Genomic DNA, 19644 nt, shown 5'->3' with positions numbered 1-19644 from the left:
AACAGATGGAGGCTGGTAGTCCTTTTTTCGTCAGCCTGAGACCGCCATCGTCGTCCCGAATCGGCGATATTCTCTTTTGAAATCAAGAGTGCAATTTTCTGATGAATCGGCGAGACGGTTCTCTGTTATGCAAAAATAAATTGCGGTGCCAAATCAGCGCACTACGATGGCTCAGGACAATCGAGTAGGAATAGGGGGCGGCCGTCGCCTACAAGATTCCATTTATTCAACGGCTTATTGAGGCTGAGGATAATCGGCAATACATCGTTAGTTCTAGAAAATGCGTTCAGATGGGTAATTTATAGCCTATACGGCGCGTTTTTCGCAACCGGAAAGCAGGGCCATCGGGGCCGTCCATGCGTGGGTTTGTTGACAGATATGCGTCGTAACGGCAATTAATTACCCATTATGGAGCAGAATCGAAGACTCGCTACGCAACCTCGCCAGCGCAAAACGGCCAGCTTCCTGTCGGCTCATCCGGTATTCACCCGCGCAGAGTTCGCAGTGGCCCTCGGCCACCCGGCGGGCGGGGCCAATGTGACGAGCCTGCTCCGGTACCATCTGCGGGCCGGTAACATCAAGCGCGTCAGCCGCGAGGTGTTCGCGGCCGTACCGGCTCACCTGACAGCGGACCGGATGGTGATCGACCGCTTCGCCGCGGCGAGCAGGCTGCGCCCCGATGGCGTTTTGGGATTTCACTCCGGCCTTGAGCTGCATGGCATAGCCTATTCCGAGTTCAACGAAGTCCAGCTCATCAGCGCCGGCCGAACCGAACGCGTGGAACTGTCGTTTGGCGCTTGCCGCTTCGTCACGCCGCCAAAGACGTTGGCGGCGACCGGCAAGGCCGACTACCTGACCACGACCATGGATCGGCAGGGGGTGACGGTCCGCGTGACGGCGGTCGAACGCACGATCGTCGATGTCCTGCACCGACCGGAACTCGCCGGCGGCGCCGAGGAAGTTCTGAAGTCACTGGACCTGGTCCGCTATCTCGATCCGGCGAAAGTCGCCGACTATGTCGAACTGCTGGACAACAGCTCGCTCGCTTCGGTTTGCGGCTGGTGGCTCGAAAAGCGGCAACGCGCGCTAGGCGTCACCGATGACGTTCTGTTACGCCTGCGAGCACGTCTTCCACGCTCGAAGCACTACGCGCTGGGCGCCGAGCCCGGTCACGCTGTGCTCGTCCAGCCGTGGCGCGTGCTTCTCCCGACGCAGGCGGTCGACGCCTCCTTCGAAGGCGTCTGATGGTCGCATCGCGAGAAACGCTTCAGGACCTTGCGGCCGAGCGGCAGCTCCAGCCGGCGACGTTGGAGAGGGTGATCCGGCTGATCGACATTCTCGACGCGTTGAGCGCCGACGCGCTGATCGGACCGCGCGTCGCCTTGAAGGGCGGAACGGCGCTCAATGTCTTCCATGCCAATCTGGATCGCCTCTCGGTCGACATCGATATCAACTATGTCGGTGCAATCGAGAAGAAGAGGATGGATGCGGACCGGCCGGGGCTGGAGGACCGGATCGAGCGGCTGATGGAATCGAAAGGCTACGCCGCGCGGCGCGGGCCATCCGAGCACGCCGGCGGCAAATGGATCTACCGCTATGCTTCCGCGCTGGGCGGGGCGGGGACGGTCGAGATCGATATCAACTATCTCTTCCGTGCTCCCCTTTACGGCGTGGGCCGCATGCCGTCGGCAGCCATCGGATCGTATCGAGCGATGGACGTGCCGGTCCTTGACATCCACGAGATCATCGCCGGCAAGATGGTCGCGCTGGTTACGCGGCGCACCGCACGCGATCTGTTCGACGCACACCGGATCATCGCCATGCCGTCTCTCGACTGGGCAAAGATCAAGGCCGCCACTTTGATGATCGGCGCAAGCGCCAAGAGCTTCGATTGGCGCACCGCCTCACCCGCAACGATCGGATGTGAGGTCGGCGACATCACCGGCAAGCTGACCATGTGCCTACATGACCGATATTTCGATGCCTTCGGCGGCCCAGCGGCATGGATCGACAAGGTCACGGCCGAGTGTCGAGAGAAACTCGCGCTGCTGTTTCAGTTCACGGTAGGCGAGAGAGCGTTCTTGGACAGTATACTTGATCGAGGCGAGATAGGCGCGTCTCCTATGGACGTTCCGGAATCCGTGAGCGCCGCGATAGAAGCCTGTCCGGCGTTGCGATGGAAGGCGCAGAACGTCAAAGCTTGGAAATCCGGTGACAAGTCGCTGGCGCCACGTGCGAGACGAGGACGACGACCTGCGGAGCCTACTCCATGAAGACTTGGCTGAGCGGAGCTGTGTCGAAACGACTGGTGCTGGGCAGTGGCGCCGAGACTGCGCACGAACTCGAGGTCGAGATTGAGCGGCTTCGCGACCGCCTAGCCGCAAATGAGGCCGAGCGGAAAGAGCTTGAGGCCGCGCTGAGGAATCTGGTGAGCCGGCGCTCGGCCGCGGCCGCAAATTATTCACCACCCGTCATTGCAGATGCGCCGGGGGTCACTGCCGCGTCACCCACCACGGAAAAGATCGCGCTGTTTCGGGGCCTATTCGCAGGCCGTGCTGACGTATTCCCTGTCAGATGGGAAAATCGGAAGGCCGCAAAGTCCGGCTATGCGCCCGCGTGCGCCAACGAGTGGGTGAAAGGGGTATGCGGGAAGCCTCAGGTCAAATGCGGCGAGTGCCCTCATCAAGCCTTCATCCCGGTCGCCGACGACATCATCGAAAAGCATCTGCGCGGCGAGGCCGCACGCGGCTTTGGCGGCGATTTCGTGGCGGGTGTTTATCCGCTGCTTCCTGACGAGACCTGCTGGTTTCTGGCCGCCGATTTTGACGAGGAGAACTGGGTGGCTGACGCCTTGGCCATGCTGGAGACTTGCCAGGCCAAGGGCGTTGCTGCGGCCCTTGAGCGGTCTCGATCCGGCAATGGTGGTCATGTGTGGATTTTCTTCTCTGAGCCGGTTTCGGCGCGCACCGCTCGGCAACTTGGCGCGACAATGCTGACGGAAACGATGGAGCGTCGCCCGGAAATAGGTTTCGCCTCATACGATCGCCTTTTTCCGAGCCAGGATATCATGCCGGTCGGCGGCTTCGGCAATCTGATCGCTTTACCTTTGCAGCGCCGCGCGCGCGAGCTTGGAAACAGTGTCTTCATCGACCAAGATCTTCGTCCATACGACGACCAAAGGGCGTTTCTGGCGGCGATGCCACGGCTATCGGCCAAGGCCGCCGCAGAAATCGTCGACGATGCGGAGACGCGTGGCCGTATTCTGGGCGTCCGCATGCCCGTCGAAGATGAAGAAGCGGACGAGCCCTGGCGCATGACACCGTCTCGGCGCCCCAAAGCGGGGCCGGTCGGCAGTCCCCTGTCGGGCAAGATCACGATAGTGGTCGCCGACCAGCTCTATATAGACCGGACCGATTTGCCGTCGGCAATGTCGACGCGGCTCATACGCCTGGCGGCCTTCCAAAACCCTGAGTTCTATCGTGCGCAGTCCATGCGTCTCTCGACCTTCGGCAAGCCTCGGATCATCTCCTGCGCCGAACTTCACGCGCGTCATGTGGGGCTGCCCCGCGGATGCCTTGACGAAGCTGTTGAGCTGATCCAAGGCGAGGGCGCCGAGGTTGAGTTGAATGATCTGAGGGCGATCGGCGATCCGCTTGCGAGCCGAATACGGTTTCAGGGGACGTTGTACGAGCCGCAGGTCAAGGCGTTTGACGCCCTTCTTCCGCATGAGCATGGCGTGCTTGCGGCGACGACCGCCTTCGGCAAGACGGTGGTGGCCGCAGCCTTGATTGCGCAACGCGGACGCAATGCGCTTGTTCTTGTCCATCGCCGCGAATTGCTCACCCAGTGGGTGGAGCGGCTAAGGACATTCCTCGATATCGATCCGAAAGATATCGGCGTCATTGGCGGCGGACGCCGCAAGCCGACTGGTATCATTGATGTCGCATTGATCCAGAGCCTCGTGCGCCGAGGTGAAGTATCCGACATGGTAGCGAACTACGGTCATCTGGTTGTCGATGAGTGCCATCATCTTTCGGCGGCGAGCTTTGAGCTTGTGGCCCGCCGGGCGAAAGCGCGCTATGTCCTCGGACTGTCCGCGACGGTGGCCCGCAAAGACGGTCACCATCCAATCATCTTCATGCAATGTGGCCCAGTTCGGCATCGCGTTGATGCGCGTGCCCAAGCAGCGGGGCGGGGAATTGTTCACCGCGCGAAGACTCGATCGACGCAGTTTCAACTGCCACCGCCTTTGGCGGACTCGGATCGTCCTGCCATGCCAGCGATTTACGCGGCCATCGCGCAGGACGAGACACGTAATAACCTGATCTTCGACGACGTGTTGAAGGCGCTGGAGGCAAAGCGCTCACCGATCGTGCTCACCGAGCGCCGGGATCATCTCGAATATTTGCAAGGCCGCTTTTCGCGCTTCGTGCGCAATCTTGTCGTCCTTCGAGGAGGAATGTCAGCGGCCGAACGCAAGGCGTCAGATGCTGCCCTGCGAGTGGCAGACCATCAGGAGCGGCTCATCCTCGCGACAGGGCGTTACATCGGCGAGGGCTTTGATGATCCAAGGTTGGACGCGCTGTTCTTGACGATGCCCATTTCGTGGAAAGGCACGTTGGCCCAATATATCGGTCGGCTTCACCGGCAACATGCTGGTAAAACAGAGGTTCTCGTTGTCGACTATGTCGATGACCTTGTGCCCATTCTCACGCGAATGGCGGCTAAGCGGCGATCTGGATACCGGGCGCTCGGCTATACAGTCGAGCCGTCTGCCGCCACGGCAGTACCGGTTGGACACTCGTGAGAGCTGTGATGTGCCGATCTTGATTTCGTGGACGATGGTCACCGGCGCCGCTGGGAATAGAAGTAGAGCCCACATGGGGCATCGGATACGGATGAATGTCACGCGGGAAACATTTGCTGAACGGAGTCTATTCGATGAGATCCAAGCGCGGAAACACGAAGTCGGCGATCAAGCCGAACAGGGAACCCAAGCTCTCGCGCAGCCATGCGCCCGCCGATCTGTCGCCTGTGGACTGGCAGCGCGGCTTGCGCCGCCAGTTCGGCCGCGAGCAAGCCTTCGGGCTCGAGAATCTGACTGGCGAACCGTTTTTCTCTGAGTTTCGGGTCAGCAATCCCGCCTCGAAATCGAGCTACCGCGTGGCGATCCGGGGCATGGGACCCGGCGGCAATTTCTGCTCATGCCCCGACTATGCGACGAGCGAGCTCGGCACCTGCAAGCACATCGAATTTACCCTCGCCAAGCTGGAGAAGAAGCGCGGCGCCAAGGCCGCGTTTGCTCGCGGCTACCAGCCGGCGTTTTCCGAGCTGTATCTTCGCAACGACGGCAGGCGCCGTCTCCATTTCCGCGCCGGAACGGATAGCCCACAAGCGTTGCGCGAGGCGGCCGCGGCATTGTTCGACGCCGAACATGATGGGATGCTGCCGGACGACCGCCTGGACAAGCTCGAGTCTTTCATGGCCATGGCATCGAAGTCGGGTCACGAGTTCCGCGCCTATGACGATGCGCTCGATTTCATCGCGGGAAAGCGCGATGCGGAGCGCCGCGCCGCTAAGCTCAAGGAACTGTTTCCGCTTGGGGCCGCCGACCCCGAAGTCGGAAAGCATCTGACGGTGCCGCTCTATCCCTATCAGGCCGAGGGCGCCCTGTTCGCCGTGCGGGCGGGCCGGGCGCTGATCGGCGACGACATGGGGCTGGGCAAGACCATCCAGGCGATTGCAGCGGCGGAAATATTGGCCCGGCATTTCGGCGTCACAAAAGTGCTCGTGATCTGTCCGACCTCGCTCAAATACCAGTGGCAGAGCGAGATTCTGCGTTTCTCCGGCAGGAAAGGCGAGAACGCGGCGCGGGTCATCAATGGCGGGCGGGCGCAGCGCCAGAACGACTATCGTTTGGACGATTTCTGCAAGATCACGAATTACGAGAAGCTCAAGCCCGACGTTGATCTGATCGCCGACTGGGCGCCCGATCTCGTGATCGTCGATGAAGCGCAACGGGTGAAGAACTGGAACACCATTGCGGCGCGGGCCTTGAAGCGCATCGACAGTCCCTATGCGATCGTGCTGAGCGGGACGCCCTTGGAGAACAAGCTCGAAGAGCTGATCTCGATCGTTCAGTTCGTCGATCAGCACCGGCTGGGGCCGACGTGGAAGCTGCTGCACGAGCACCAGGTCAAGGACGAAGGCGGTCGCGTGACCGGCTACACCGGGCTCGAGAAGATTGGTCAGACACTGGCGCCGATCATGATCCGCCGCCGCAAATCCGAGGTGCTGAAGCAATTGCCGCATCGTCTCGACCAGAATCTTCTGGTGCCGATGACGGAGATGCAGATGCTCCATCATCAGGAAAACGCCGACGTGGTGGCGAAAATCGTGCAGCGCTGGCGGAGGACGCGATTTTTGTCGGACAAGGATCAGCGGCGACTGACCTGCGCGCTGCAGAATATGCGCATGTCGTGCAACAGCACCTATCTCCTGGACCAGGAGACAGACCATGGCGTCAAGGCCGATGAGCTGGCGGCCCTGTTCGACGATCTGTTCGCCGAGCCGAAAGCCAAGGCGGTGGTGTTCTCGCAATGGACACGGACCCACGACATCGTCATCCGGCGTCTCGAAGCGCGCGGCTTGGGCTATGTCAGCTTCCACGGCGGCGTGCCGTCGGACAAGCGGCCAGCGCTGGTCGAGCGCTTTCGTCACGACCCCGCCTGTCGCGTGTTCCTGTCCACCGATGCCGGCAGCACGGGCCTCAATCTGCAGCATGCCTCGACTCTCGTGAACATGGACCTGCCGTGGAACCCGGCCGTGCTCGAGCAGCGCATCGCACGCATCCATCGCATGGGTCAGACACGGCCCGTGCGGGTCATCAATTTCGTCGCTAAAGGCACCATCGAGGAGGGGATGCTGTCGGTGCTGGCGTTCAAGCGCTCGCTGTCGGCTGGAATTCTCGACGGTGGCAGCGGCGAGATTTCGCTGGGCGGCTCGCGTCTCAATCGCTTCATGAAGGAGGTGGAGAACGTCACCGGGAGCATGGGTGAAAGCGAGGCCGTGACGCCGGCGGAAGAGGTCGGAAACAGCATTGCCGCTGCCGAGGACGCAGGACCTGCGGTAGACTCAAAGGCGGATTCGGATCTCGATGCCGGCGATGTCGCGCACTCGAACGGGCCCATGGTGCCGCGGAGCGATCCCGGTTCCGATCCGTGGCTAGCCTTGGCGCAGGTGGGTGCGCAATTCGTTGCCGCTCTGGCGGCCGCCAACGATCCCAAGGCTCCGGCGCATCCATGGATCGAACGCGATTCGGCAACCGGCGTGCGGAGCCTGAAAATGCCGCTGCCGCCGCCGGAGACCGCGCGGCAACTCGCCGATGCGCTGTCCTCCCTCGCCGACAGCCTGCGGGGCAGGACTGCGTAGCCGGCCGGCCGAGATCGCCGCCAAGGCAATCATGCGCCGGTCTCCGGCGTCGGCCAATTAGCCAGCGGCCCGATATCTGGATGGGACTCTATGTGGCGATGAGCTTGGCCAAACGATCCGATGCCTCGGTTCCACTCACTCCAAGATCGCGAACGCTGCTCATGTGATTGGCACCGGAGAGGGCGGTTTGAGAGACTGCCAGCCCTTGCTTTCGCAGATGCTTCGCAAATGCCTCGGCCTGGCTGTGGAACGGCGGCGTTTCCTCGGCTCCAACTGCAATCTCGACCTCTACGGAGGGATCGAAGCGATGTGTCAGCGGCGACAGGCTGGCAGCCTCGTCGTCCGTGATGGCGATCTCGGCGGCAAGGAAGGAGGTCTGCAGAGGCTTCAACTCGTACAAGCCGCCAAGCAGCAGCGCGCCTTTGACGCTTGATGATCGGCCGTCATCGTTGAACAGCATCGTCGCCAGATGGGCGCCGGCGGAGTGCCCGCTGACCGTCAGGCGGCCGCGATCGCCGCCGTGCTCGGCGATGTGCTCGAGCACCCAACGCTTGGCCCGGCGCACCTGCTCGACGATAGCGGCCATCCTCACTGAGGGCATCAGTGAATAGTCGACGATGATCGCGATCGCGCCCGCCCGCGTCACCGTGTCCGCGACATAGGAATAATCGCGCTTGGAGAACATGCGCCAGTAGCCGCCATGGATGAACATGTGCACCGGCACGCGGTCGCGTTTTCCTTGGGGAAAGAACATATCGATGGTTTCGGCGGCGTCCGGTCCATAGGCGACGTCGGCGACGCTCTCGATTTTCGCCCGGGTCTCCGCGCTGCGGCGAACGATCTCGGCGACGATATCATCGAACTCTGTAACGTGGTCGCGGATGCGAAATGGATCCCTGGTCACGCCTGCGCCCTCATATCGTCACGGCGATATACTTGGCTTCCAGGAACTCGCTGATGCCGTGCTTTTGTCCGCCTTCGCGTCCGAGGCCGCTCTGCTTGACGCCGCCGAAGGGAGCCGCAGGGTCGGACATCAGGCCCCGGTTCAGCGCGATCATACCCGACTCGATCCTTGATGCCACGCGCATGCCCTTGGCCAGATCGCGCGTATAGATGTAGGCCGCCAGCCCGTATTCGGTGTCATTGGCGCGTGCGATGACTTCGGCCTCATCGTTGAAGCGCATGATTGGAGCGACGGGACCGAATATTTCCTCGTGCGCCATCTCCGCATCCGGGGCAATGTCGCAAAGAACCGTCGGCGGGTAGAAATAGCCCTTGTCATCCGAGGCTGCGCCTCCGCACAGCACCTTTGCACCGCGACGGACCGCGTCTTTGACGAGCCGGTCGATTTTCTCGATGGCTTTGCGAGTGATCATCGGGCCGCATTCGGTCTCGACATCCGTGCCGGGGCCTACCTTGAGGGCGGCCATGCGCTTGCGCAGTCCCTCCGCGAACGCGTCATGGACGCCCGCCTGGACATAGAGCCGATTGGCGGCGGTGCATGCTTCGCCGGCGTTGCGCATCTTGGCAATCATCGCTCCGTCGAGCGCGGCCTCCAGGTCGGCATCGTCGAACACGACGAAGGGAGCGTTGCCGCCAAGCTCCATCGAACAGGAGATGACGTGCCTGGCGGCTTCGGCCAGAAGAACGCGCCCAACGCCGGTGGAGCCGGTGAACGAGAGTTTGCGCACTCGCGGGTCGGCCAGCATGGCAGCGCTCAGCGGTCCCGGGTTGGACGTGGTGAGAACGTTCACGACACCGGGCGGGACGCCGGCGTCCTCATACAGCGCGGCAAGCGCATAGGCGGTCAGTGGCGTTTCGCTGGCGGGCTTCAGGATCACGGTACAGCCGGCTGCGAGCGCCGGCGCGATCTTGCGTGTAGCCATGGCAGCTGGAAAATTCCATGGCGTGATCAGCACACATATGCCTATCGGCTGGTAGTCGACGACGATACGGTTTGCTCCAGAAGGCGCAAGGCCGAACTCGCCGCTGATGCGAACCGCTTCCTCGGCGTTCCACCGAAAGAACTCGGCCGCATAAGCGACTTCGCCGCGTGCATCGCGCAGCGCCTTGCCGTTCTCTAACGAAATCAGCACGGCCAGCGTCTCCGCCCGCTCGGTCATCAGCTCGAAGCAACGTCTCAGGATCTCCGACCGTTTGCGCGGGGCGGTTTCGCGCCAGGCCGCCGCCGCCTTGGCCGCGGCGTCGACGGCGGCCGCGGCGTCAGCCAGCGTAGCATCGGGAACAGCCGCGATGACGGATTCCGTCGATGGATCGACCACCTCGATAACGCACCCGTCCGACGAGGGCCGCCATTGCCCACCGATATAGAGCCCGTGTGAGAACGTGGCATATTCGGAGACGTCCTCCTCATCCAAAAGCCCTGGAGAAGCGTTCATGAGGTCTGTCTCCTGTTTCACATCAGAACGGCGGGCATGTCGCCGTCATAGGCCGCTTGCACCAGCCGTCGCATCGCGGCGGCGTCGAAAGGGCGGGGGTTGTTCTTGATCAGGCGGTCGATGCCGAGCGCCTGCTCGGCGGTCCACTCGACCTTGCCGGCAGGCAAGCCCAGCTCGGCCAGCGTCCGTGTGATGCCGATCGCGCCGAAAAGCCGTGAGACCTCTGCGATGGTCGCGGAAGCCCTGTCCTTGAGCTCAATGTCGGCCTGGGGCAGACCGAGCGCGGCGCCGACCTCGGCAAACTCGCTTGCGGCGGCGGGCAAGTTGTAGTTCATCACATAGGGAAGCATGGTCGCCACCCCCAATCCATGCGGCGTGTGGGTGAGCGCGCCAACCGGATATTGCACGGCATGGGCGGCAGCCGTTCCGGCCGTGCCGAAGGCGCAGCCGGCCGCCAAGGCGCCCATCATCACATCGGCGCGTGCATCCTCGTCCGCTCCGTCCCGGTAGGCCCTTTCCAGGCTGCGGCCAAGAAGCTTGACGGCCAATAGCGCGAAATGGTCGGTGAGCGCGCTCTTGCCCACAAAGACGTGCTGCTGCGGAAGTGTCGGATCGGTTCCGCGTCTCGCCGCCGTAAAGGCTTCGATGGCGTGCGTCAGGGCATCGGCGCCGGCAATTGCCGTGAGCGCGGGCGGGCAGGTCGCGGTCAGCTCCGGGTCGCACAGTGCGACGGCGGCGATGAGGTGGGGGCTTGAAATGCCAACCTTCAGCAGGCGCTCCGGATCGGAAATGACGGCTACCGGGGTTACCTCCGAGCCGGTGCCGGCGGTGGTCGGCACGGCAATCAACGGCAGCGTTGGGCCTGGGACCTTGAACTCACCATAGTAGTCCTGAAGCCTGCCGCCATGACTGATCAGCAGCGCCGCGCACTTGGCCATGTCGAGGCAGCTTCCGCCACCGATCCCAACGACCATGTCGGGTTTGAAATCCTTCGCCTCGGCAACACAGATCGCGACGCTGTCCCGGGGCACGTCCGGCAGCGTGCGGTCATGGACAAGGATTTCAACCGAGGCATTCCTCAGCGCGGCCATCATCTCGCCGAATATGGCCGTTGCCGCGAAGCGCTCGTCCGTGCAGACGAGCGCGCGCTTGCCATGCCTGGACGCGACGTGCGGCAGCACCTGGCGCTGGCCCTTGCCGAACAAAATCTCACGCGGCAATCGCGCTGCGGCGAACAAGGTCATCGAGTGGGCTCTTCCAATATGGCTCGGCGATCCATCGCTTCCATTTAGACATATCCGCTATAAAATCGTATAGGATATAGGATTGAATTGGCCGGAGCATCGTGTTAGTGGTCCTTCCTGTCAAGAGGCAAAAAGATGCAGAACCCCGATGTGAAGCTTGATGACGACGCGCGGCCGACAGGCAGGATCCAGCGCGCGAACAGCCTCGCGGGAGACGTCTACGAGGCGATCTTCCAGCAACTCATGTCGCTCAAGATCGCGCCGGGGTCGCGCATAACCGTGGACAATCTCGTCCGGGAACTGGATGTCTCGCATACGCCGATCCGCGAGGCTCTCGGGCGTCTGGAAGGCGAAGGCCTGGTGATCAAGACCCACCTGGTCGGCTATCGCGCCGCACCGCAGATCACACGCCGGCGTTTTGACGAGCTTTACGAGTTGCGCCTTTTGCTTGAGCCTGCCGCCGCGGCCAAGGCAGCGGCCGGCCTGGACGCTGCCCGGCTGGCGGCCCTGCAAGAGGCGGCGGGGGTCATGACCCGCGGCGAGGGCAGGGACGAGCGCCTTCGCTATTCCAACTTCGCCCGACAGGATGCGATCTTCCATGACAAGATCATGGAGTTCGCGCAGAACGAGATCATCCGCGAGACGCTGAACCACCAGCACACGCATTTTCACATTTTCCGGCTGATGTACCACTCGCGCGTAACCGAGGAAGCGCTGGACGAGCACGAAGCCATTCTCTCGGCTTTCGCAGCCGGCGATGCAAACGCGGCGCGAACGGCGATGCGGGTGCACATCGAGAACTCGCGTGACAGGCTCCTGCCTGCGTTCGAATAGTCAGACGGACGTTCCAGGCGGGTGAAACATGCCTCTTCCTGACATCCACAATCCGAAGCCAAAACCCAAGGCGCGCCTCGCCCTGCTACACAACCGAGAGGAAGACCATGCCAGCCAAAAAGATACTGATTCTGACCGGAGAGTTCACCGAGGAGTACGAAATCTTTGTCTATCAGCAGGCCATGGAAGCCGTAGGCCACACCATCCATGTCGTGTGCCCCGACAAGAACGCCGGAGACCGGATCAAGACCTCGCTGCACGACTTTGAGGGCGACCAGACCTATACCGAGAAACCCGGACACTACGCGCTGATCAACAAGACGTTTTCCGAGGCGGAAAGGCAGATCGACCAATATGATGCGGTCTACTGCGCCGGCGGCCGCGGGCCGGAATACATCCGCACAGACAAGCGCGTTCAGGCCATGGTCCGCCACTTCCACGAGACCGGGAAGCCGATCTTCACGATCTGCCACGGCGTGCAGATTCTGATAGCGGTGGACGGTGTCGTGCGCGGCAAGAAGGTCGGTGCGCTGGCGGCCTGCGAGCCGGAGGTCACCCTTGCGGGCGGCACCTATATCGACCTCTCGCCCACCGACGCCTATGTAGACGGCACGATGGTTTCGGCCAAAGGATGGACCGCACTTGCCGCCTTCATTCGTGAGTGTCTGAAGGTGCTGGGCACGGAAATCCACCATAACTAGCCACTGCCGGCCGCTGCGCTTGAGAAGGCGGGCGACTTGGCACAAATGCAGCGGCGGTCCCGGTTCGTGTCGGACCGCCGCGAGTTTCCCGCGGCCTTTGCCAAGGCCGCGACGTCCTTCGATTGAGTGCGAAGCGCGCCGTGCTTCGCTTCTGCTACCAGCACACGAAGCCGCCATCCACGATGAGATCGATGCCGGTAACGAAAGACGCGGCTCGACTGGCCAGAAACACCGCCGGGCCTATCATCTCCTCGGGCGCCGCGAGGCGACCCATGGGCGTATCGCGCTCGAAGTTCTTCACCTGCTCGGCGACTTCCGGCCTCCGGTTCATCGGGGTCAGCGTGTATCCGGGGCTGAGCACGTTGAGCCGCAGTCCGCGGTCCAACCATTCCATCGCCAGGCTCTTGGTCATGTGAATGACGGCTGCCTTCGACGAGTTGTAGTGCGCCTGGAGGAGACCGCGGTTGACGATCGAGCCGGACATGGAGGCCACGTTGATGATCGATCCCTTGCGGCGTGGCAGCATCACGCGAGCCTCGGCCTGGCAGGACAAGAACACACCGCCGACATTGATGCGGTAAAGTTCTTCCCACGTGGCCAGCGGCAAGGTCTCGGCCGCGTGCGCGCCGCCTATACCTGCATTGTTGACGGCAACCGTAAGCGCGCCGAGCTCCTTTTCGATACGCTCGACGGCGGCGGCAAGATCGGTTTCCGACGTCACCGAGCCGGTTATCGCAAGCGCCTTGCGGCCGAGCGCGGTGATCCTTTGCGCCGTTGCCTCGAGACCTCCCTTCGAGGCGTGACCGAAGCACGCGACGTCGGCACCGGCCTCAGCAAGGCCGACCGCTATGGCCTGACCGATGCCACTGCCGGCGCCGGTGACCAGCGCGACGTCGCCATCCAGTTTGAACAAGTCCATTGGGTAATTCCTTCTTGATTCCTTGATCGCGCAATCGAGCGAACATACAGGAGTCTTGGTCTCGGCTGCGGTTTTGTCGCATCCCATCCTTGCTGGTCGTTCAAACGCTGCTGCTGAACGTGGCGGCGATCGATCGACACCTCGAGCGCGAACTGCTTCCCTCCATGAGGCGCATCCCGTGCCAGCACCAGGCGGCACGGCGTATCTTGAACGTGTTTGCTCAAGTCAGACAGGTCGCCCCACCTCGATGACGGCCTTGATCAGACCGGCCTTCTCCTTCGCCCAGATCGCAATGTCGCGTGGGCTGTCCCGCAGCGTCGTGCGATGGGTGACGAGTTGGTCGATCGCTATTTTGCCGGCATGGATCGAGGCGATGACGTGCTGGAAATCCGCATGCGTCGCGTTACGACTGCCGATCAGCATCATTTCACGCTTGTGAAACTCCGGATCGGAGAAGGTAATATCGCCTTGTACAACGCTGACCATCACCATCACGCCTGCGTGGGCAACAAAGGCGAAGGCAGACTCCATGGAACGGCTGTTTCCCGTAGCGTCGTAGACGATATCGAAACCCGTTCCGGCAGTTCGCTCGGCTATCGCTTCGGCGGCCGAACCGTCCGATTCGTCGATCACGTCGAATCCCAATTGGCTGCCAGCAAAGGCCAGCCGTTCGGCATCGATGTCCATGACGGTCACATCCTGCTGCGCGATGCGCGCAAAAAGCGCGACACCAAGGCCGATCGGTCCGGCGCCGACGACCAACGTCCGATTGCCCGGACCGGCCATGGATCTGCGAACCGCGTGCGCACCGATGGCCAGAAACTCGACCGTGGCAGCCTCGACCGGCGACAGACCCGTCGCCGCGATCAAATTCTGCGCCGGCACCAGTATCTGCTCGCTCATGGCACCGTCGCGGTGCACGCCAAGCACTTCTATCGCGACGCAGCAGTTCGGCTTGCCATGGCGACAGGCCGAACATTTTCCGCAGGCGAGATAGGGATTGATCAGGACTTGATTTCCGACCGATAAGTTCGCGGGTGCGTTGATGGCCGCGATCGTTCCCGAAACCTCGTGGCCCATGATACGTGGATAGGCGAGGTAGGGATGCCTGCCCTCGAAAATGTGGTAATCCGTCCCGCATATGCCGACATAGGCGACATCGACCAAGGCCCAGCCTTCCGGCGGGCTCCCTGGCGCCTCGTGCTCCTCAAGCACCAGCTTGCCCGGCGCGGCGCATCTGACGACTTTGATGGTGGGGGCCATGTTTGTGATTTCACCCCTTCGCTAAGGCGAACCCGCAACAGTCCTGCGGTAGAAGTGGTCCGGCGGCGCCGCCGCCGGACCTCTGTTGGATCACTCGAAGTCCTTGACGTTCTGCAGCGTCACAAGGCCGGCGCCGGTATCCACATTGGCTTCGACCGCCTCCCCGTGGATTGCCTTGACGACAGTGTCGATGCCCAGCTCGCCCATCTTCGCCGGAAATTGTGCAACGCTGGCGTCTTCCGCGCCGGACTTGATCGCTTCGATCTCGCCGCAGCAGGCGTCGAAGCCGACCAGGATGATCTTGTCGTTGGCAATGCCCGCATTGCTTATCGACTTGACGGCGCCGGGGATGGGCGGGCCACAGGCCGAGTAGATCGCCTTGAGATCGGGATTGGCGGTCAGGATGTCCTCGGCCACCGACGTGCCGAGCTCGAGCGTGCAGTTGGTTGCGCCCTTGCCGACAACATCAACCTTGATGTCGCCGAGGCCCTCCATCATGCCGGTGACCCGATCATCCAGAGCCGGCACTCCGGGAACACCTTGCAGGATGCCGATCTTGTCGCCGCTTTTCAGCACGGTCTTCAGATACTCTCCGGCGATCTTGCCGCCGTTGAGGTTGTTGGTCGAGACCAGAGCCGTCTGGCCTTTCCAGTTGGGAATGCTGTTGTCAACGAGAACCACCTTGATGCCGGCGGCAACCGCCTTGTCGAGCGCCGGCGCGACGGTCGGGTCGACCGGAGTGATCGCCAGGCCCTTGACGCCTTGGGTGATCATGGACTCGATGAGCGCGATCTGGCCCTCGATGTCCGTAGCTGCCTGGCCCTGGCCGGTGACCAGCTCGATTTCGGGATGAGCGGCCGCGTATTTCTTGGCGGCATCCTCCATGGTCGAATAGAACGGCACGGGGAATTTGGTGATCAGGCCGACCTTGATCTTGTCGGCGGCGGAAGCCGGCATCGCGAATGTAACGGCGATGGCCAGCCCAGCGAACAGTTTCAGGTTCATTGGCATTCCATTCCTCCCTTGGAATTGAGGCGTCTTCCGGCGGAAGTCGCTTCAGGCATTTGCGGACCGGAACGATCCCCAAATCTCGAACGGATCAGGCTCCAACGATCATGGAAACCAGCTCCTGCTTGTTTTCCCTGGTCGGGACAAGCTCGCCGACCTTGCGGCCCTGGCGCAGCACCACGGCGCGATCGGCAAGCTCGACGACGTGCTCCATATTGTGGGTGATCAGGATGACGGCATTGCCCTGGTCGCGCAGGGCGGCGACCAGGTTGAGCACCTGCCGCGATTCACGCAGGCCAAGCGCGGCCGTCGGCTCGTCCAGGATCACGACCTTGCGGGCAAACACGGTCGACCGGGCCACGGCGATGGCTTGTCTTTGACCGCCCGACATCATGGCGACGACGGCGTCCAAGCGCGGCAACGTCACCTTGAGGTTTGCCAGCAGAACACGGGTCTCGGCGTCCATCCTGCGTTGCTGGAGAAATCGCAAGCCGCGAGGAAGCCATTGCGGGCGAGCCAGCTCGCGACCGGCAAAGAAGTTTTGTCCCGGCGTCAGATTGTCGAACAGCGCCAGATCCTGGTAGACGGTCTCGATGCCGGCGAAGCGCGCATCCGCAGGGGAGCGTATCTGGGTTGGCGCACCGTCCAGGGCAATTTCGCCGGCATCGAGTTGGTGCACGCCGCTGATGCATTTGGTCAGCGTCGATTTGCCCGCGCCATTGTCGCCGAGCAGGCCGACGATCTCGCCTCGCCGCACCTTGATGCTGACATCGTCCAGCGCCAGAACCGAACCGAACCGCTTGGTGGCACCGCGTACGGCGAGCACGGGTTGGTCGGCGGTGGCGGCACGATCGGCGTTGGCCGCAACGGCGCTCATGACTGCCTCCCGGCCTGCATGACGCGCACCCGCCCTTCGAGATAGTTGCGCAGCACGTCGGACTCGACGGCGATGACGATGACCACGCCGATGACGATGAGCTGGAAAAAGACATTGACGTTGAGCAGGTTGAGCGCGTTGCGGATGACGCCGATCATGATGGCGCCGATCAAGGCGTGCCCGAGATGGCCGCGGCCGCCAAGAAAACTGGCGCCGCCGATGATCACCGCCGCAATCGTATCCAGTTCAAGCAGATTGCCGAACAAGGGGGAACCGGCGTCGGTGCGGCCGGCGAGTATGACCGCGCCGATGCCGGCGCACAGCCCCGAGATCACATAGACCGAAACCAGGACCCAGGACACCGGAATGCCCATGCGCAGGGCGGCGTCTGGTCGACCGCCGACGGCATAAATCCACCGGCCCCAGACCATGGTCTTGGCCATGACCAGAAGGACCGCGGCAACGCCTGCAACGACAAAGACCGATCCGGGCAGACCCCAGACCGCATCGCGGCCGAGCGCATCTATCGAATCCGGCATCCCCGGTATGGCGCGCCCATCGGCCAGTTGGAGCGCCAAGCCTTTGGCGATGCTCAATGTTGCCAGCGTGATGATGAAAGGATGCGGCAGCCGGCCGAAGACGTAGAAGAGCCCGTTGATGGCGCCCACCGCCGCGCCGCAGCCAACCATCACCGCGATCACTGCGAATGCGGGCGCGCCGCCATGAAAGGCGAGGGCGCCGACGACGGAGGCCAGTGCAAGGTTCGATCCGACGGAAAGATCGATGCCGCGTGTCAGAATGACCAGATGCTGGCCCATCGCCACAACCGAGATCACGGCGGTTTGGGCGAGGATGTTGCCGAGGTTGCGCCCTGTCAGGAAATAGGGCGACAGAAAACCGAGGACGACGATCAGCAAGGCCAGGATGACGACCGGCCCAGCGCTCAGCAAAGTCAGGCCAAGTGCAAGGCCGGGAACAGCGTCTTTCTTCTTGGGCGCTGGTAATGCGCTCTCGCCGACGGTGGTGCCGGTATTTCCCGTTTCAGGCAAAATTTCTCTCCCCGCCGAGGCTGGTTGCGCCGCGTCGTCAAAAACCCAGATCGTGTCGAATTCCTCCTCTTATCGATAAAAAACAACGAGCTTGATCGGGTCAAGTTGTTTTTTATGGATAAAGTTCATGCTAAAAAGAACAAGCTAATATTTCGGGAAAGTCCTATGAGAACCGACACTGTCTACAAGAAGGCGTTCAACCGCGTCGCCAGTATGCTGCATGATGGACAACTGGTCGGAGAGCTTCCGTCCGAGAACGAGTTGAAACGGCGAATGGGCGTCAGCCGCACGACCGTCCGAAAGGTTCTACAGGAACTTGTTCGTCGCAAACTGATCGCCGAGCGCAACGGTATCCGGATTGCGGAGCGCGCGGTCGACGAAAATGATTACTATCCCGACGCCGAAACCACGCCGCGTGCCAAACATGTCGAGCAGCAATTCATGGAGTGGATGCTGCGGGGCGATACCAGACCAGGCACGAGCATAAACGAACTTGAGCTTGCGCGGCAGTTCGGTGTTGCGACCAACGGAATCCGCGAGTTCCTGATCCGCTTCAGCCGGTTTGGGCTGATCGAGAAAAGGCCGAATACCGGTTGGCTTTTCAAGGGCTTCACGGAGGATTTCGCACTTGAGCTGTTTGAGATCAGGGTGATGTTCGAATTGCGCTCGGCGCATCTGTTTTCACAGCAGCCTGAGAATTCCCCGCTGTGGACCAAGCTCGCCGCGCTTAAGATCGCACATGTCGACCTGCTGAAGCGGATCGAAAGCCGCTTTCACGATTTCTCCGGCCTCGATAACCGGTTTCACCGGCTCATAAACGAGGCATCGCCAAACCGCTTCATCGACGGTTTCTACGACATCATCAGCTTCATTTTTCACTATCACTACCAATGGAACAAGCAGGATGAAAAGCAGCGCAACAAGGCAGCGCTCCTTGAGCACATCACCTATATCGACGCGCTCGAAAGCCGAAACCCCGCCTGGGTTGCAAAGGCCTGCCGGGCGCATCTCGCTTCGGCAAGGGCAACCCTGATGCGTTCGCTGATTGCACTTGAAGAATGATCGAAACCGCGCAGGCTCTGGCCATCGGCTCTCCCATCTGTTGTCGGCTGTCGCGGAAACCAATCGCGGTCATTCGCGAGACGGGCTCGCCGTTGCGATTGCCGTTCGCTGACGATTCACCAATCATTTCTGCCGGGATCAGCGCAAACGCCTGGGATTGGCTGAAGCCTCCCTCAACCTCGTCATTCCAGGGCGGAGCAGCCGCGAAGCGGCGTCGCGGAGACCCTGGAATCCATTCCGTGACCTGAGCCGCGGAGTGCAACGGAGCAGAATTCTGCACCGCAGCAGCGCTCTGAAGTCACGGATTCTCGGTCTGCGCGCGTCGCTTCGCCCATTGCTCCGCCCGTGGATGACGTCGCGATGCGCGCTTCGGCCAATCTCCAAAGCATGCCAACCGCCAACGCAAACACACAGATTTCTGTCGAGGAACTCACCGGCCGCAAGCGCGAAACGGGAACTTTTGTTCCGCTGGCGATTTTGGCTATGCTGCAGATCCGAATTGCCGGAAGGTCGCTGCCATGACGAAATATTTTGCAATCGCCGCGCTCGTGCTTGCCGCGGCAGCCACGATGGCTGGCCCGGCCGCCGCTGGCGAACAGCATCGCTACCGCGTCGTCAAACAGGAGCGTTATGTTCCAGCCAGTGACGACATCATCGAGACGCTGTTCGGCGGTCCGCGCTACTACGACCGGCAGATGCCCACCACGTCGGCGGGCGCCTGCGCGTATCACCGCGTCGGGCCGGATGCGGATGCGGTCAACGACATCAACGACCACTATTGCGGGAAGTAATCGCTGACCCTGAGAGTGGGTCAGCCCTTCAAAACAGGGGCTGATCCGCTCTCGGAGACCCTTGGA

17 protein-coding genes are annotated in these 19644 nt (G+C 62.0%); 9 read left to right on the top strand and 8 right to left on the bottom strand.

All coding sequences use genetic code 11. From position 1 onward, the window contains the following. Positions 1-504 precede the first annotated feature (504 nt). From FJ425_RS20960 to FJ425_RS20945, 4 genes are all read left to right on the top strand, one after another. Positions 505-1245, top strand: coding sequence for a type IV toxin-antitoxin system AbiEi family antitoxin (locus tag FJ425_RS20960; protein WP_140635133.1), 741 nt, complete (start codon positions 505-507; stop codon positions 1243-1245). 71 nt (positions 1246-1316) lie between these two features. Further along, positions 1317-2273 carry a nucleotidyl transferase AbiEii/AbiGii toxin family protein gene (locus tag FJ425_RS20955; RefSeq protein ID WP_246677969.1) on the top strand — a complete coding sequence of 319 codons (957 nt, stop codon included), beginning with the start codon at positions 1317-1319 and terminating at the stop codon, positions 2271-2273. Next, on the top strand, positions 2270-4807 hold the full coding sequence (locus tag FJ425_RS20950; protein ID WP_140725818.1) for a DEAD/DEAH box helicase: 2538 nt from the start codon (positions 2270-2272) through the stop codon (positions 4805-4807). Before FJ425_RS20955 ends, FJ425_RS20950 begins: the two co-directional genes overlap by 4 nt. Before the next feature lie 134 nt (positions 4808-4941). Further along, positions 4942-7431: a DEAD/DEAH box helicase gene (locus FJ425_RS20945; protein WP_140725815.1), complete on the top strand. Its 2490-nt coding sequence runs from the start codon at positions 4942-4944 to the stop codon at positions 7429-7431. 88 nt (positions 7432-7519) lie between these two features. Here the strand turns inward: FJ425_RS20945 and FJ425_RS20940 are convergent, their stop codons facing one another. From FJ425_RS20940 to FJ425_RS20930, 3 genes are read right to left on the bottom strand one after another with little or no spacing between them, the layout of a single operon-like run. Next, positions 7520-8335: an alpha/beta hydrolase gene (locus FJ425_RS20940; protein WP_140725812.1), complete on the bottom strand. Its 816-nt coding sequence runs from the start codon at positions 8333-8335 to the stop codon at positions 7520-7522. A gap of 10 nt (positions 8336-8345) precedes the next feature. After that, positions 8346-9830: an NAD-dependent succinate-semialdehyde dehydrogenase gene (locus FJ425_RS20935; RefSeq protein ID WP_140725809.1), complete on the bottom strand. Its 1485-nt coding sequence runs from the start codon at positions 9828-9830 to the stop codon at positions 8346-8348. 17 nt (positions 9831-9847) lie between these two features. After that, positions 9848-11074, bottom strand: a complete 1227-nt coding sequence (locus FJ425_RS20930; RefSeq protein ID WP_140725806.1) for an iron-containing alcohol dehydrogenase — start codon at positions 11072-11074, stop codon at positions 9848-9850. Positions 11075-11209: 135 nt separating this feature from the next. On the opposite strand from FJ425_RS20930, the gene FJ425_RS20925 reads away from it, so the two are divergent. Both FJ425_RS20925 and FJ425_RS20920 read left to right on the top strand, forming a co-directional pair. Next, on the top strand, positions 11210-11908 hold the full coding sequence (locus FJ425_RS20925; RefSeq protein ID WP_140637103.1) for a GntR family transcriptional regulator: 699 nt from the start codon (positions 11210-11212) through the stop codon (positions 11906-11908). A gap of 107 nt (positions 11909-12015) precedes the next feature. Beyond that, the gene (locus FJ425_RS20920; protein ID WP_140725804.1) at positions 12016-12609 is read left to right on the top strand and encodes a DJ-1/PfpI family protein; all 594 of its coding nucleotides are present in this window, start codon (positions 12016-12018) and stop codon (positions 12607-12609) included. 154 nt (positions 12610-12763) lie between these two features. On the opposite strand, the gene FJ425_RS20915 is transcribed toward FJ425_RS20920, so the two are convergent. The 5 genes from FJ425_RS20915 to FJ425_RS20895 form a co-directional block, all read right to left on the bottom strand. Beyond that, the gene (locus FJ425_RS20915) at positions 12764-13528 is read right to left on the bottom strand and encodes an SDR family oxidoreductase (protein ID WP_140637101.1); all 765 of its coding nucleotides are present in this window, start codon (positions 13526-13528) and stop codon (positions 12764-12766) included. Between the two features lie 225 nt (positions 13529-13753). Further along, a complete protein-coding gene (locus FJ425_RS20910) occupies positions 13754-14779 on the bottom strand; it encodes a zinc-binding alcohol dehydrogenase family protein (protein WP_140637118.1) in 1026 nt (341 codons plus the stop codon). A 102-nt stretch (positions 14780-14881) separates the two neighbouring features. Then, positions 14882-15796 carry a sugar ABC transporter substrate-binding protein gene (locus FJ425_RS20905; protein WP_140637099.1) on the bottom strand — a complete coding sequence of 305 codons (915 nt, stop codon included), beginning with the start codon at positions 15794-15796 and terminating at the stop codon, positions 14882-14884. 94 nt (positions 15797-15890) lie between these two features. Then, positions 15891-16676, bottom strand: coding sequence for an ATP-binding cassette domain-containing protein (locus FJ425_RS20900; RefSeq protein WP_140637097.1), 786 nt, complete (start codon positions 16674-16676; stop codon positions 15891-15893). Further along, complete coding sequence (locus FJ425_RS20895) at positions 16673-17725, bottom strand: ABC transporter permease (RefSeq protein WP_246673644.1); 1053 nt, start codon at positions 17723-17725, stop codon at positions 16673-16675. Before FJ425_RS20895 ends, FJ425_RS20900 begins: the two co-directional genes overlap by 4 nt. Before the next feature lie 165 nt (positions 17726-17890). Here FJ425_RS20895 and FJ425_RS20890 point away from each other — a divergent pair, with 165 nt between their 5' ends. From FJ425_RS20890 to FJ425_RS20885, 3 genes are all read left to right on the top strand, one after another. Continuing rightward, positions 17891-18787, top strand: a complete 897-nt coding sequence (locus FJ425_RS20890) for a GntR family transcriptional regulator (protein ID WP_140637114.1) — start codon at positions 17891-17893, stop codon at positions 18785-18787. Between the two features lie 360 nt (positions 18788-19147). After that, entirely contained in the window at positions 19148-19309 is a 162-nt protein-coding gene (locus FJ425_RS31610; RefSeq protein ID WP_181165091.1) for a hypothetical protein, read from the top strand. Then, positions 19306-19578, top strand: coding sequence for a hypothetical protein (locus FJ425_RS20885; RefSeq protein WP_140637095.1), 273 nt, complete (start codon positions 19306-19308; stop codon positions 19576-19578). Before FJ425_RS31610 ends, FJ425_RS20885 begins: the two co-directional genes overlap by 4 nt. Positions 19579-19644: the final 66 nt, after the last annotated feature.

The organism is Mesorhizobium sp. B2-7-2, assembly GCF_006440775.1.
Classification (GTDB): domain Bacteria; phylum Pseudomonadota; class Alphaproteobacteria; order Rhizobiales; family Rhizobiaceae; genus Mesorhizobium.
This window is presented reverse-complemented; position numbering and strand designations above follow the sequence as displayed.

Bases quoted from the DNA above. Each gene is read 5' to 3' on its own strand.
- FJ425_RS20950 (WP_140725818.1), top strand. From the start codon at position 2,270: ATGAAGACTTGGCTGAGCGGAGCTGTGTCGAAACGACTGGTGCTGGGC.
- FJ425_RS20945 (WP_140725815.1), top strand. From the start codon at position 4,942: ATGAGATCCAAGCGCGGAAACACGAAGTCGGCGATCAAGCCGAACAGG.
- FJ425_RS20935 (WP_140725809.1), bottom strand. From the start codon at position 9,830: ATGAACGCTTCTCCAGGGCTTTTGGATGAGGAGGACGTCTCCGAATAT.
- FJ425_RS20930 (WP_140725806.1), bottom strand. From the start codon at position 11,074: ATGACCTTGTTCGCCGCAGCGCGATTGCCGCGTGAGATTTTGTTCGGC.
- FJ425_RS20925 (WP_140637103.1), top strand. From the start codon at position 11,210: ATGCAGAACCCCGATGTGAAGCTTGATGACGACGCGCGGCCGACAGGC.
- FJ425_RS20920 (WP_140725804.1), top strand. From the start codon at position 12,016: ATGCCAGCCAAAAAGATACTGATTCTGACCGGAGAGTTCACCGAGGAG.
- FJ425_RS20915 (WP_140637101.1), bottom strand. From the start codon at position 13,528: ATGGACTTGTTCAAACTGGATGGCGACGTCGCGCTGGTCACCGGCGCC.
- FJ425_RS20905 (WP_140637099.1), bottom strand. From the start codon at position 15,796: ATGAACCTGAAACTGTTCGCTGGGCTGGCCATCGCCGTTACATTCGCG.
- FJ425_RS20900 (WP_140637097.1), bottom strand. From the start codon at position 16,676: ATGAGCGCCGTTGCGGCCAACGCCGATCGTGCCGCCACCGCCGACCAA.
- FJ425_RS20890 (WP_140637114.1), top strand. From the start codon at position 17,891: ATGAGAACCGACACTGTCTACAAGAAGGCGTTCAACCGCGTCGCCAGT.
- FJ425_RS31610 (WP_181165091.1), top strand. From the start codon at position 19,148: ATGCGCGCTTCGGCCAATCTCCAAAGCATGCCAACCGCCAACGCAAAC.
- FJ425_RS20885 (WP_140637095.1), top strand. From the start codon at position 19,306: ATGACGAAATATTTTGCAATCGCCGCGCTCGTGCTTGCCGCGGCAGCC.